This is a genomic window from Bartonella sp. WD16.2 (assembly GCF_002022505.1).
GTDB lineage: Bacteria > Pseudomonadota > Alphaproteobacteria > Rhizobiales > Rhizobiaceae > Bartonella.
In genome coordinates, this window is the sequence record NZ_CP019781.1 from 912,493 (window position 1) to 927,028 (window position 14,536).

A 14,536-nucleotide genomic window follows, 5' to 3' on the forward strand; every position below is an offset into this window, starting at 1 on the left:
AAAAACACACAATTATATTATTTTTGATTTCTTCGTACAGAAACTATTTGTTGGCACATCTCGTGCTTATCAATATAATGTATAGTAGCCTAAAAAGACAAAATAACGTTGGAGATCATTTCAGCATGAAAAAGATTGAAGCTATTATAAAACCTTTTAAACTGGATGAAGTGAAAGAAGCACTTCAAAAAGTTGGTTTACAGGAAATTACTGTAACAGAAGCAAAAGGTTTTAGCAATCAAGAGGAGTATACAGAACTTTACCGTGGTGCTCAATATGTTGTTGATTTTCTACCTAAAGTAAAAATTGAAGTTGTTATTGCAGACGAAATTCTAGAACAAACTATTGAAGCAATACGTAAAGCAGCTCAAACAAAACATAGCGGCGATGGAAAAATATTTGTTTCATCCATTGATAATGCTATTCGTATTCGTACTGGTGAATCTGGCATTGATGCTCTTTAATATTTACAAAATTTTACTTTTTCTATCTACCTCAGTCCAATAAGGAAATTGCATATGACAACCGTATCAAACATACTTAAACAGATTGCAGATAATGACATACGCTTTGTCGATTTACGTTTCACCGACCCGTGGAGTAAATTACATCACGTCACAATAGATGTTACCGCAATCACTGAAGATACATTCACCGATGGTGTTATGTTTGATGGTTCTTCAATTGCTGGATGGAAAACAATTAATGAATCCGATATGGTATTGATGCCAGATCCAGAAACAACTCATATGGATCCCTTTTTTGCTCAGTCTACTTTAGTCATACTTTGTGACGTACTCGATCCTGTTTCCGGAGAATTGTATAGTAGAGATCCGCGTTCTATTGCAAAAAGAGCAGAAGCTTATATGAAATCTTTAGGTATAGGTGATACAGTTAATATAGGTCCAGAAGCAGAATTTTTTATTTTTGACGACGTACGTTATAAAAATGATCCATATAATACAGGCTTTAAGCTTGATTCAAGTGAACTTCCATCAAATGATGATACTGAATATGAAATGGGCAATCTTGGGCATCGACCACGTATGAAATGTGGTTATTTTCCAGTTCCTCCTATCGACTCTTGTCAAGACATGCGTTCTGAAATGCTTACTGCACTAAAAGACATGGGTGTAAGTGTTGAAAAACATCATCATGAAGTAGCTGCAGCTCAACACGAATTGGGTATTCGATACGATACATTAGTTCGACAAGCTGATAAAGTGCAAATTTTTAAATATGCTGTGCATCAAATTGCAAACAGTTATGGTAAAACAGCGACTTTCATGCCAAAGCCAATTTTTGGTGATAATGGTTCAGGCATGCATGTTCATATATCAATTTGGAAAGATGGAAAACCAACCTTTGCAGGAAATGAATATGCCGGATTATCAGAAACCTGCTTATTTTTTATCGGTGGTATCATTAAACATGCAAAAGCAATCAACGCTTTCACAAACCCATCTACTAATTCCTATAAGCGTTTAGTTCCTGGGTTTGAAGCACCTGTTCTTCTTGCCTATTCTGCACGCAATCGTTCGGCGTCTTGTCGTATTCCATTCAGCTCTTCACCAAATTCAAAACGCGTGGAAATCCGTTTCCCAGATCTAACAGCAAATCCATATCTAGCGTTTGCAGCACTCTTAATGGCTGGTCTTGACGGTATTAAAAACAAAATTCATCCTGGACAAGCTATGGATAAAGATCTTTATGACCTGCCCCCTAAAGAACTTAAAGACATTCCTACAGTCTCAGGTAGCTTACGTGAAGCACTTGAAGCTCTTGATAAAGATCGCAGCTTTCTTAAAGCAGGAGATGTCTTTGATGACGACCAAATCAATTCTTTCATTGAATTGAAAATGCAAGAAGTTTTGCGTTATGAAATGACTCCACATCCTATTGAATTTGATATGTATTATTCTGTTTAAAGAATAAATCATACTGCTTAATCTAAAAATGGAGGTTGAAGCCTCCATTTTTTGTGATGTTTTTTCTAAAGAGCATGAACCACCCTTTTACTAAGATATTTTTCCTTTATAAAAGAGATTGAATCCTTTCGAATCAATAATCAAGGTTTCTAATGTTGCAGATTTATCGATCTTTTTTTATTCTTTTATGCTTTGTTTCTATTATATCAACAGTGCAAGCTAATGGAGTAACCAATGAAGAATTGATAAATCTACAAAAGGAAATTTCTATTTATAATAAAGCACTTAAAGAAATTGATTCAAATGCTATCTTAAATGCTATTCCTCCCCAAATTATCGAGAGTTTAACGACTAAAAAGAATATCAATAAAGCACAATTTCAACAAATAATAAAAAATCAAATAGAACAGCTAGCGAAAAATTATAAAATTGAGAATATAAAAATCGACCAAACGCAAAAACGTGAAGGAAAACTCGATAATGGCATTCCTTATTTTATTATGCCTTTAGAAATTGCAATTATAATAAATAATGGAAAAAAATTTTATATTAAAAGTGAAATTATTGCCCTTCTCGAAAATAATCAGTGGTATTTTATTCGCGGCAATGACAACACAGCTTTAAATATAACTAATGAAGCTTTCCCCGGACTTGAAAAAATAAAAATCAATTCAACAAAAATTATAAAAATATCGTAATTGAAAATTTCATGTTTATGTATGAACAGAAGAAAATTCCACTTATGCACAGGCAGTAATGATTGTAGCCGCTGCATTAAATTCGGCCTTTTTGTAAGTTCGCCGCATCACCGCTTCCTCATCAATACCCCATTGTTTCTTCGTCCAGTTCTCATCTAAATGAGCAATATCCCAAGCATTATCCAAATTAATTCTCTTTTCAGCTACAGCAAAAGCAATAAGGGCAGAGCCCGTTAAAGTAGTCATTGCATGAAGTGCAGCAAGTATATAAGGGGATTCTATTTTGCGTAAATAATTACTCACCGCTTGAATAGCTTCCCATGGTTGTTCAATATGCATAAGTCCTGCTGCTATATTAAAACGTGCACCAAGTTTTTCTTCTGCCCAATCAAGTAAAAAATCCCATTGTTTACATTGTTGTTCTACAAGTTCTTTTGGTGTTTGTGCACGATAAAAAATCATATCACATGCAACAAAACGCAATAAATCTTCAAAAATAATTTGCATATTGTCGGCTATACCATCAACAACAGTGTTAACAAGACGTGTAATTGGCATTTTTCCTGGATCAATGTTCTTTTCCTGCACAGTGAATTCTTGTGCTACTAATGAAGCGAGTGCTTCTGTTGGTATGAGAAGACAGCGCTTTGCAGGTGTTTTTACGGAAGCCCCATCTAATAATATGGAAAAACCTTCCTCTCTATGTGCAATACTTACTTCTTTATAAAATCGTTTAGTCAATGGTTGACACGAAAGCTTTTGTACTGTGTAGACAGGATTATCCTCATTTAACGGTATATTAAAATCATCTAAAATTTTACGCATATTATTCTACTTCTAATATCTTAATTAATCTTCTGAATTTTCTAGAATAGAATCCATACACTTTTCGTACATTAGATATCATTTGATAAGCTTAAGAAAAACTAATTGTACTCATTTTAATTGATTTCGCTATCGATATCTAAGATTAAACTCTTAACGTAGTAATTCCTTTACTTGCATAGCAATCTCTACACGAGACTCAAAAGAATTATAAAGGGATGATTAAGAAGATAACTATTAACCGTTTGCATTACAAACAAAATAATTAAATAATGAAACTGATATACCTAATTGAAAATACAGCATAATTTTCCGACCATCACATCAAAAAATAGGATATCCAGCTATTGAATTAAAATTGCTAAATCTTCATTCTTAAATGAAGTAAAACTTTAAATATTATTTTATTACAGATTAAAAACAATACCCGCTTATAAGTTCAAATCATTTCTTATATTTCACTATCGACAGTTTATAATATAAAATTGTTATCGTCTTTTACTAAATAAAACTCCAGTGATATTTTTCTCATAACTTGGTAATTGATAATTAAATTCCTCACAAATTCCTTTTTGTAATGGCAAGTAATTAAACACTTCTAATAAACTTGCGTTACTACAATTAATAAAATTAAGCTGAATTTTTCTTATTACTCTGTATCACCATCGTCTTCATTAAAAGCCAAAAGATTAAAACTTTGTACCATATGAGGCGGTAAAGGAGCTATAATATCTAATATGCCTCCTGAGGGATGAGGAATACGAATACGGCGTGCATGAAGATGAAGGCGATTTTGAATACCGCCAGGTAATTCCCAATTATTGTCAGAAAAAAAATATTTTGAATCGCCAATAATTGGATGATTCATATAAGCTGCGTGAACACGTAGCTGATGTGTTCTACCGGTATAAGGCTCCATTTCTAACCAAGATAGAACCCGTCCTCGCGTATCTAAAACACGATAGTAAGAAACTGCGTGATTAGAATCTGATTCTCCATGTTCACAAACACGCATTTTATCGCCCTGTGCAGTTATTTCTTTTACCATCCATGTTGAAATTTTATCTTGCTTTTTTTTAGGCACTCCCCGCACCAATGCCCAATAAGTCTTTCTCGTTTCTCGTGCTCGAAAAGCAGCAATCAAAGCCTGTGCAGCTCCCCTTGATCGAGCAATAATAAGCACACCTGATGTCTCACGATCAAGACGATGAACTAACCGTGGTTTTTCCCCTTTTTTATTACGCCATACTTCAAGCATACCATCAATATGGCACGTCAAACCAGAGCCACCTTGTACAGCCAAACCTGCAGGTTTGTTTAATACAAAGATTTTGGATCTTTATAAAGAAGCATTTTTTCCAAAATGTTCAATTTGTCCTGATCATGAATGGTCTTACCCGTTGCAGAAAGGTCTCTTTTATTATCACTAGACAAAAACGGTACACGAATAGACTGCCCTATAATAAGACGTATATCAGTTTTAACACGCCTGCCATCAACGCGTATCTGGCCAGAACGTAACAGTTTTTGTAGATACCCAAACGCAAGTCCTGGATAATGCACCTTAAACCAACGATCTAAGCGCATTCCGTTTTCATCTTCTTCAACCTTTTTGATTTCTACACCCACTGTAATAGGCCCTCTTGCAATACAATTTCTTTGTTTATCAATCGTATTTTTCTCGTCTTTATAAACGTAAAAACTATATCCTTTAGAATTAGACTTTATCACATTGCATTACAATCAGTATCCAAAATTGCATTTCTTTGCTGTACAAATTTTATTACTTCAAAGAAAATCATTACATAAAGAATTGTAATACTAATTTTGTGATTGCAATAGCTATTGGAGATAACCATCCCGTGCTTTTATTAAAAACATACGCGCGTGTTCTTTCTTATTTAGATAGAGAAAAAAGCGCATTTTTTTTAATCTGTGCCGCTAATATTATACTGGCTATTATCACAATAGCAGAGCCTATCTTGTTTGGTCACGTCATTGATGCAATTGCAGACAAATCAGGTATCGTTTTTAACCTCACACTTTGGGTGTGTTTTGGTGTTTTCAATATTATTGCTTACATCCTTGTAGCTCGTGGCGCGGATCGCTTAGTTCACAGACGGCGTTTAAGCGTTTTAACAGAATCTTTTGAGCGTATCATTACTATGCCATTAATTTGGCACCAACAACGTGGAACTTCCAATGCCCTTCATACGCTATTGCGCGCTACAGATTCCATGTCAGCTATATGGCTTGATTTTATGCGCCAACATCTTTCTACTTTTGTCGCATTATTCGTTCTAGTGCCCATAGCTTTTAATATGAACTGGCGTCTTTCAATAGTCTTAATGGTTCTTGCCATCATCTATGTACTGATTGCACGCTTAGTGATGCAAAAAACAAAAGACGGACAAGCCGCTGTAGAACGTTATCATCATAGTGTTTTTAAACATATCAGTGATTCAATTTCTAATGTTTCCATTGTACAAAGCTATAACCGAATAGCAGAAGAAACATCAGAGCTTCATCAGTATACAAGTGATCTTCTTAAAGCACAAAACCCTGTTCTAAACTGGTGGGCACTTGCTAGTGGTTTAAATCGAATGGCTTCAACCATTTCAATAGTATGTGTATTCCTTCTTGGCGCTTTTTTTGTTGCAAAAGGTCAACTAAGTGTAGGTGAAGTTGTCTCTTTCGTTGGATTTGCCCAATTAATGATTAGCCGTCTTGATCAAATTAGCGGCTTTATTAATTTAGCTGTATCCTCACAAGCAAAATTACAAGAATTTTTTGAAATGGAAGACTCAACTTTTAATATGAAAGAACCCGACAACCTTCCTTCTCTTCAAAATGTTAAAGGTGCGATTCAATTTCATCACGTAACCTATGCATTTCCAAATTCTTCTCAAGGTGTCTTTGACATTTCATTCGACGTCAAAACAGGACAAACTGTCGCCATTGTAGGACCAACAGGTGCTGGAAAAACAACATTAATCAATTTGTTACAGCGTGTATACGATCCCACAGTTGGACATATCAAAATTGATGGAATAGATATACGCTCCGTTAACCGTGAATCCTTACGCAAAGCTCTAGCAACAGTATTTCAAGATGCTGGTCTTTTCAACCGTAGCATTCGTGATAATATTGCAATAGGTAGAACGACCGCAACAGATAAAGAACTTTATGAGGCTGCAAAAACAGCTGCTGCTCATGACTTTATTTTGAATAAAAACGATCGGTACGATACATTGGTTGGTGAACGAGGCTCTCAATTATCAGGTGGAGAAAGACAGCGATTAGCAATTGCGCGTGCTGTTTTAAAAAATGCACCTATTCTCATTCTAGATGAAGCAACCAGCGCTCTTGATATTGAAACAGAAGCACGTGTTAAAGACGCTATCGATTGTGTAAGCCAAAATCGTACAACTTTTATTATAGCGCATCGTCTTTCAACAATCCGTAATGCTGATCTTATACTTTTTCTAGATCATGGTCGTTTAATCGAAAAAGGTAGTTTTCAAGAATTGACTAAAAAAGGTGGCCGTTTCTATAAACTATTAAAAGCCGGTGGATTAACAAACGATCAACCAATAATACAAGTAGAAGATGGAAATGTGATTCCATTGCGTGAGTCTATTGCATCGTAAAATAAGTATTTCTTTTTCATATATTCAAACGCAAACTTAATCTAAATTACAGTTTTCTAGCTTCTTACAAGACCTAAATTTAAATAACACGAAGATAAATCACAAGTTTTCAAGAAAAACTTCTAATGCTGCAAGAGCGTCACAAGCTTTATCCCCTTCCGGACCACCAGCTTGCGCCATATCAGAGCGCCCACCACCACCTTTACCACCAAGAGTAACAGATACAATACGCACTAAATCAACGGCATTCAGTCTATCAATCAAATCATTAGTTACGCCAACAACAACACTTCCTTTGCCATCTTCTGAAATACCGATAAAAGCTACAACACCAGATCCAATCTTCTTTTTTCCAGAATCCACTAATGTCTTAAGATCTCTTGGTAAAATATTTTGAATAACATGTCCTATAAAAGAAATGCCATTAATAACTTTTATATCTGTTTTATTGTTCTTTGTAGCGCCACCATTAAGAGCAATTTTCCCGCGTGTATCACTTAATTCTTTTTCAAGCTTACGACGATCATCTAGTAAAGTTTGAATACGTTCTTGTACATTAACAGGGGAAGTTTTTAAAAGAGCAGCAATTTCATAAAGTCGTTCATTTTGACTACGGAGGTAAAGGCGCGCAGCAGTGCTCGTTAATGCTTCAATACGGCGAACTCCAGCAGCCACAGAACTTTCAGAAACAATATGAATCAAACCAATTTCACCTGTTCTGTACACATGTGTACCCCCACAAAGCTCAATTGACCAACAGCCCTTTTCTCCTATCTGATCATGCCTTTTCCCCATAGAAACAACACGAACTTCATCACCATATTTTTCACCAAATAATGCTATTGCTCCTTCAGAAATTGCATCATCCACTGTCATAAGGCGCGTTGTCACTTTGCTATTTTGCAACACAATTTCATTGGCTAAATCTTCTACTTTTTTTAATTCTTCTAGTGAAATTGATCGTGGATGAGAAAAATCAAAACGTAACCGGTCAGGTGATACAAAAGAACCCTTCTGTACAACATGATCCCCCAATGTTCGACGCAAAGCCTCGTGTAATAAATGAGTAGCAGAATGATTTGCACGAATTTTTCTACGACGAACAGAATCAACTGTTAATTCCACACAATCACATGTTTTTACTTGGCCACTTTTAACTTCACCAATATGAACAAAAACACCTTTAGCCTTTTTCTGAGTATCATGTACTTCAAAAACAAAATGCTCACCAGAAATTATACCGCTATCCCCCATTTGCCCACCAGATTCGCCATAAAAAGGTGTCTGATTAACAACAAGCATAGCTTTTTGCCCTGAAAAAACTTTATCAACAATCTGACCGTCACAGATAAGGGTAGTAATAACACCTTCTGCTTTTTCTATTTCATAGCCTAAAAATTCTGTAGTACCTACTTGATCACGAACAGAAAACCAAACCGCTTCCGTTACAGACTCACCAGAACCAGACCAATTAGCGCGAGCTTCCACTTTTTGGTGTTCCATCGCTTTGTTAAAAGCATTAACATCAACAGATATTCCACGGTTTCGAAGAGCATCTTGCGTCAAATCAAGTGGAAAACCATATGTATCGTAAAGTTTAAAAGCAATTTCACCATTCAAACAATCACCTTCTTTAAGATGAATACTTTCTTCATTTAACAAACGAAGACCCCGTTCAAGAGTTTTACGAAAACGCGTTTCTTCCAACTTTAAAATTTCTGAAATTAAAGATTCAGCACGCACTAATTCAGGATAAGCCTGCCCCATTTCGCGTATCAAAGCAGGTACAAGACGCCACATTAATAACTCTTCTGAGTCAAGAAAATAAGCATAACGCATAGCACGACGCATAATACGACGTAGAACATATCCCCGACCTTCATTAGAAGGCAGAACACCATCCGCAATCAAAAATGCAGAGGAACGCAAATGATCAGCAATAACACGATGACTAACAACAAAGTCACCAGTTGCCTCAATTCCCGTTATCCTTTGTGACTCACGAATTAATGTAGCAAAAAGATCAATATCATAATTATCGTGCACACCTTGCAAGACAGCAGCAATACGTTCTAATCCCATCCCAGTATCAATGGAAGGATGAGGTAATTCAATCCGTTCGTCTTTGCTCACTTGCTCATACTGCATGAAGACTAGATTCCAAATTTCAACAAAGCGATCGCCATCTTCATCAGTACTTCCAGGAGGTCCTCCAAAAATTTTATCACCGTGATCATAAAAAATCTCTGAACATGGACCACAAGGCCCCGTATCTCCCATCATCCAAAAATTATCATTTGTTGCAATGCGGATAATTTTTTCATCTGGGAGACCTGAAATTTTATGCCATAACTGAGCCGCTACATCATCACTATGATAAACTGTAACCAACAACTTATCTTTTGAAAGACAAAATTCTTTTGTTAGAAGGTTCCATGCAAAAAAAATTGCTTCTTCTTTGAAATAATCGCTAAAAGAAAAATTACCAAGCATTTCAAAAAAAGTATGGTGGCGTGCAGTATAACCAACATTATCAAGATCATTATGCTTGCCACCCGCACGTACACACTTTTGTGCAGTTGTTGCACGACTACAAGAGAGCTGTTCAAGTCCGGTAAAAACATTTTTAAACTGCACCATTCCTGCATTTGTAAACATTAATGTAGGATCATTGCGCGGAACAAGTGGGCTAGAAGAAAGAACTTTATGTCCATTACGATGAAAATAATCCAGAAATGTTGACCGGATCTTGTTAACGCTATTCATATTTACACTCGCACAATACAGTACAAAACTGCAAAGATAAAACTCATTTTTAATAAAACATTCTCTTTGTCACTTTTAGAGTAACTTAATTAAAATAGAAATATTTTTTCAGAGAAATTTGAAAATAAAAGATTTTACACTTAAAAAATCTAACAAATAAAAACAGAAAAAACTAAACTGCACTTAAATAAGCGTTTTATTAAATTGATTCATCGCTTTCTGTATTCTCTAAACTTGCATTTTCTAATAACTCAATTGCAAGCAAACCAGCATTTTGACGTAAAGTTGCTTCAATCTCTGCCGCTATTTCTGCATGTTCGTGTAAAAATTGCTTTGCATTTTCACGTCCCTGTCCTAAACGTTCAGAGTTATAGGAGAACCACGAACCAGATTTCTCTACAATACCAGCTTTAACACCCAAATCAATCAATTCCCCTACTTTGGAAATGCCCTCACCATAGATAATGTCAAACTCCACCTGTTTAAATGGAGGTGCCAATTTATTTTTCACCACTTTAACACGCGTTTGATTACCAATTACCATATCCTTATCTTTAATCGCACCAACACGACGAATATCTAAACGAACAGAAGCATAAAATTTTAAAGCATTCCCACCTGTTGTTGTTTCAGGAGAACCAAACATTACACCAATTTTTATGCGAATCTGATTGATAAAAATAACCATACAGTTAGAGCGAAAAATTGATGCCGTTAATTTACGCAAAGCTTTACTCATCAATCGAGCTTGTAATCCCGGTACAGAATCATTCATTTCACCATCAATTTCTGCACGTGGTGTCAAAGCTGCTACTGAATCAACAACAAGTACATCAATTGCGCCAGAACGAACAAGCGTTTCTGCAATTTCCAAAGCCTGTTCACCGGTATCTGGTTGAGAAATAAGCAGATCTTCTAATTTAACACCAAGTTTACGTGCATAAATAGGATCAAGAGCATGTTCTGCATCAACAAAAGCACAAACTCCACCATTTTTCTGAGCTTCAGCAATAGCATGAAGAGCCAATGTCGTTTTCCCGGAACTTTCTGGCCCATAAATCTCAATAATACGCCCTTTTGGTAATCCACCTACACCTAAAGCAATATCTAAGGATAATGAGCCAGTTGGAATTGTTTCAATTTCAACAACCTGCTCCTTTTGCCCAAGACGCATAATTGAGCCTTTACCGAAAGAACGTTCGATTTGTGATAGAGCAGAATCTAGAGCTTTTATTTTATCCACAACCATATCCTTAGTAAGTCAGAATAATTTCTCATACAATATATACCGCTCTATTAACTTAATTAAAGTCTGGAGTTTAGATTTTCACAGACTATTTCATCTCTATCTTCGCTGTATCAACAATTTTTAATCAATGTTATAAAAAAATTACATTTTCTTTTGCTAACACAAAGCATATTTCAAAAAATGCATTCAAAAAATAGCAGCTTTTTGCATTAATTTATATCGTTAACCTATCTTATCCATAAAGAAAATGTCTCAAATTCTAATGCAATGCTTTGGGTATACACTTTTAAATATAAACATGAATGAGCACCTAAACACACAACGCCAGAATTACCAATCTAGCGCCAATAGCTCAAAGCTAACGTTGATTAAAATCATAGAGTATTTGCGAAATAACTTGAAGCACCAATAAGCAAACAATTAAATACACTAACAACCCATATTAATTACAGCTCCACAAATAACTTTCAAAACCTAGTTGTTACCTAGATCTGAATCTATTTTCACTTAAAAAAATTATTAATTACATAAAGAATGATATTTTTTTGCACATGACCTAGCTTATTAATAAAGCTATAATAATTGCAGTTGAACTGAAATCTATTAAAGAAAAACAAAAAATAATTTAGCTACAATCTTGTTTTTGACTGGTTCGTTTTTGTCGCAACTTTTTCCACCATTCAAGACGCTTCACAATTTCACGCTCAAAACCACGTTCCTGTGGTTGATAATAAATTTGACGTCCAAGCTTTTCAGGAAAATATTCTTGCCCTGAAAAAGCGTCCGGCTCAGAATGGTCATAACGATAACCTTCTCCATATCTATTTTCCTTCATAAGTTTTGTAGGAGCATTAAGGATATGCTTAGGAGGAGGTAAAGAACCATTTTTACGCGCACAATGCATTGCTGCTTTATAAGCAAGATAAACCGCATTCGACTTTGGTGCCGTAGAAATATAAAGACATGCTTGTGCTAAAGCTAGTTCACCTTCAGGCGATCCTAAATAATTATAAGCATCCTTTGCTGCATTACAAATGACAAGAGCCTGCGGATCTGCCAAACCAATATCTTCAACAGCTATACGTACCAATCTGCGTCCAATATATAGAGGATCTTCACCCGCATCAAACATACGTGAAAGATAATAAAGAGCAGCATCGGGATCAGATCCACGAACCGATTTATGTAATGCTGAAATAAGATTATAGTGACTATCTTGACCTTTATCATAAATCGGAGCTCGACGCTGAACAATTTCTTGTAAAACTTTAGCATTAAATATTTCTTCCGGGCGTGCAGCGCACCAGATTTCTTCAGCCAGTGTTAGCGCCGATCGCGCATCACCATCAGACATTCTTATCAAGAGATCTCTAGCGTGATCATCCAAGGGCAAAGATTTTCCTTCCACTTCCTCAGCACGCTTTAAAAGCATACTTAAACTTTTACTATCATGTAAGCGAAACGTTAAAACACGTGCACGTGAAAGAAGGGCGCTATTAAGTTCAAATGAAGGATTTTCAGTTGTTGCCCCTACAAGAACAACTGTACCATCTTCCATGAAAGGAAGAAAAACGTCCTGTTGAGCACGATTAAACCGGTGAATTTCATCAACAAACAAAAGTGTTCGACACCCAGACATAAAGCGAGCTTGAGCTACCTCAAAAATTTTCTTTAACTCTGTAACACCAGTACAAATAGCAGAAACTTGCTCAAAAGCGAAATCCGTCTCAAATGCCAATAAACGTGCAATTGTTGTTTTACCTGTTCCTGGAGGCCCCCAAAAAATCATCGAACCAAACGAACCAGCTTCTATCATACGTGAAAGAAAACCTTCCGTTCCAATCAAATGATCTTGCCCAACCACCTCACTCAAAGAACGGGGACGCATTCTTTCAGCAAGTGGCCGATTTTTACTGACATGAGAATCAAAAGATGAAGTAAAAAAATCTTTATTCAAAATATCCCTCAGCGGATAAATTGACGAATATAGACACCATTGCGTTCATATTCTAGCTGCCAAATACGCGGATGTTCCTGCATAAGAACCTTTTTTAATTGATTCACAGTTTGAATTTGATGACCATTAACAGCACGTAAAATATCTCCTGAGCGGAAGATTTCTGCAGCATTGCTCATATTGTCGAGATTAACAATCACAACACCCTTTACAGTCGCAGGAAGATGAAAACGCTGGCTATTTTGTGGTGTTAAATCTAGTACTTCAGCCCCAGAAAGAGGACTTTTATCAATAATTTTTTCAGATTTTACAAATGTAGAGTTAGATATTGGTGAGACAGTTATCTTTGTTTTAAAAGTCTTGCCATCCCGTAAATATTCTAAATTAAGGTTGTGCCCTCCACTAGTTGTTATCAAACGATATATAAGGCCATCTGGGCTATCAATTTGTACATCTTGCACACTTAAAATAACATCGCCCACTTTTAAACCAGCTTTTGCAGCAGGACTATCTTTAACAATTTCAATAACAAGAGCCCCATAGGGACGCTCTAAACCCAAACCACCTGCAACATCAGGTGTAACCCTTTGAAAGGATGCACCAATATAAGGCGGTACAAAAAACTTTTCACCACGTTTAACTGTATCAAGAACTATTTTAACAAGATTGACTGGAATAGCAAAACCAATTCCTATAGAACCTCCAGAACGCGAATAAATAGCTGTATTAATCCCAATTAATCGGCCATTTACATCAATTAAAGCCCCACCAGAATTACCTGGATTGATAGCCGCATCTGTTTGAATAAAAAAATCAAAATCAGAAATACCAACACGTGTACGTGCCTGTGCTGAAACAATACCGCTTGTAACTGTTTGACCAACACCAAAAGGGTTACCAATCGCAAGAACGAGATCACCAACCTCAACTACATCAGAATTTCCTAAAGGAAGAATAGGAAATCGAGTATCCTTTGAATTAATTTCAAGTACCGCAATATCAGTTGCTTCATCTTTTAATATAACTGTGCTTTCAAACTCCCTTCCATCAGAAAGAGCAACTTTAATCTCGTGAGCACCTTTAATAACGTGGTAACTCGTAACAACCAAGCCACGCGTATCAACAATTACCCCAGATCCCAACGATGATTGCGTGCGTAAAGGTCTGTTATTTTGATAACGACCAAAAAATTGCTCAAAAAATGGATCATCTTCAAAAGGAGAACGAACTTTAACTTGTCGAGCAGCATAAATATTTACAACAGACGGAACAGCTTTTTTTACTAAAGGAGCAAATGAAAAAGCAATTTCTGATTGTGTTTGCGGAACTTGAGCACTCGTAGAATGAAACGATATCAATGCCATAATCACAAAAAAAAGCCCTATTAAAATAGAACGTTTCATTATCCACTCCCTCAAAACTAAAAAAGCCTCCATTAAGTAGAACAGAAAAATTTCTTATTC

Annotated in this window: 9 protein-coding genes and 1 pseudogene; 4 read left to right on the forward strand and 6 right to left on the reverse strand. The window is 35.9% G+C overall.

The window, feature by feature from the left end:
- Positions 1–125: 125 nt before the first annotated feature.
- The 3 genes from BWD162_RS03850 to BWD162_RS03860 all read left to right on the forward strand — a co-directional run bounded on the left by BWD162_RS03850 (position 126) and on the right by BWD162_RS03860 (position 2,626).
- The gene (locus tag BWD162_RS03850) at positions 126–464 is read left to right on the forward strand and encodes a P-II family nitrogen regulator (RefSeq protein ID WP_078705513.1); all 339 of its coding nucleotides are present in this window, start codon (positions 126–128) and stop codon (positions 462–464) included.
- A 54-nt stretch (positions 465–518) separates the two neighbouring features.
- Positions 519–1,928, forward strand: coding sequence for a type I glutamate--ammonia ligase (gene glnA, locus BWD162_RS03855; protein WP_078705514.1), 1,410 nt, complete (start codon positions 519–521; stop codon positions 1,926–1,928).
- Between the two features lie 152 nt (positions 1,929–2,080).
- The gene (locus BWD162_RS03860) at positions 2,081–2,626 is read left to right on the forward strand and encodes a hypothetical protein (RefSeq protein ID WP_078705515.1); all 546 of its coding nucleotides are present in this window, start codon (positions 2,081–2,083) and stop codon (positions 2,624–2,626) included.
- A 42-nt stretch (positions 2,627–2,668) separates the two neighbouring features.
- Here BWD162_RS03860 and BWD162_RS03865 read toward each other — a convergent pair whose 3' ends face one another.
- Together BWD162_RS03865 and BWD162_RS03870 are read right to left on the reverse strand one after the other, a co-directional pair.
- Entirely contained in the window at positions 2,669–3,451 is a 783-nt protein-coding gene (locus BWD162_RS03865; RefSeq protein WP_078705516.1) for an ATP12 family chaperone protein, read from the reverse strand.
- Positions 3,452–4,100: 649 nt separating this feature from the next.
- Positions 4,101–5,038: pseudogene (locus tag BWD162_RS03870) on the reverse strand (RluA family pseudouridine synthase).
- Positions 5,039–5,313: 275 nt separating this feature from the next.
- On the opposite strand from BWD162_RS03870, the gene BWD162_RS03875 reads away from it, so the two are divergent.
- Positions 5,314–7,101, forward strand: a complete 1,788-nt coding sequence (locus BWD162_RS03875) for a glucan ABC transporter ATP-binding protein/ permease (protein ID WP_078706135.1) — start codon at positions 5,314–5,316, stop codon at positions 7,099–7,101.
- Positions 7,102–7,200: 99 nt separating this feature from the next.
- On the opposite strand, the gene alaS is transcribed toward BWD162_RS03875, so the two are convergent.
- From alaS to BWD162_RS03895, 4 genes are all read right to left on the reverse strand, one after another.
- Positions 7,201–9,867 carry an alanine--tRNA ligase gene (gene alaS / locus BWD162_RS03880; protein ID WP_078705517.1) on the reverse strand — a complete coding sequence of 889 codons (2,667 nt, stop codon included), beginning with the start codon at positions 9,865–9,867 and terminating at the stop codon, positions 7,201–7,203.
- Positions 9,868–10,066: 199 nt separating this feature from the next.
- Positions 10,067–11,110 (reverse strand): recombinase RecA, encoded by a 1,044-nt coding sequence (gene recA, locus BWD162_RS03885; RefSeq protein ID WP_078706136.1) that lies wholly within the window; start codon positions 11,108–11,110, stop codon positions 10,067–10,069.
- A gap of 631 nt (positions 11,111–11,741) precedes the next feature.
- On the reverse strand, positions 11,742–13,073 hold the full coding sequence (locus BWD162_RS03890; RefSeq protein ID WP_078705518.1) for a replication-associated recombination protein A: 1,332 nt from the start codon (positions 13,071–13,073) through the stop codon (positions 11,742–11,744).
- An 8-nt stretch (positions 13,074–13,081) separates the two neighbouring features.
- Positions 13,082–14,476: a Do family serine endopeptidase gene (locus BWD162_RS03895; protein WP_078706137.1), complete on the reverse strand. Its 1,395-nt coding sequence runs from the start codon at positions 14,474–14,476 to the stop codon at positions 13,082–13,084.
- Positions 14,477–14,536 lie beyond the last annotated feature (60 nt).

What these genes read in the sequence shown, in the direction of transcription:
- BWD162_RS03850 (WP_078705513.1), top strand. Translation starts at nt 126, where the DNA reads ATGAAAAAGATTGAAGCTATTATAAAACCTTTTAAACTGGATGAAGTG.
- alaS (WP_078705517.1), bottom strand. Translation starts at nt 9,867, where the DNA reads ATGAATAGCGTTAACAAGATCCGGTCAACATTTCTGGATTATTTTCAT.
- glnA (WP_078705514.1), top strand. Translation starts at nt 519, where the DNA reads ATGACAACCGTATCAAACATACTTAAACAGATTGCAGATAATGACATA.
- BWD162_RS03860 (WP_078705515.1), top strand. Translation starts at nt 2,081, where the DNA reads ATGTTGCAGATTTATCGATCTTTTTTTATTCTTTTATGCTTTGTTTCT.
- BWD162_RS03895 (WP_078706137.1), bottom strand. Translation starts at nt 14,476, where the DNA reads ATGAAACGTTCTATTTTAATAGGGCTTTTTTTTGTGATTATGGCATTG.
- BWD162_RS03865 (WP_078705516.1), bottom strand. Translation starts at nt 3,451, where the DNA reads ATGCGTAAAATTTTAGATGATTTTAATATACCGTTAAATGAGGATAAT.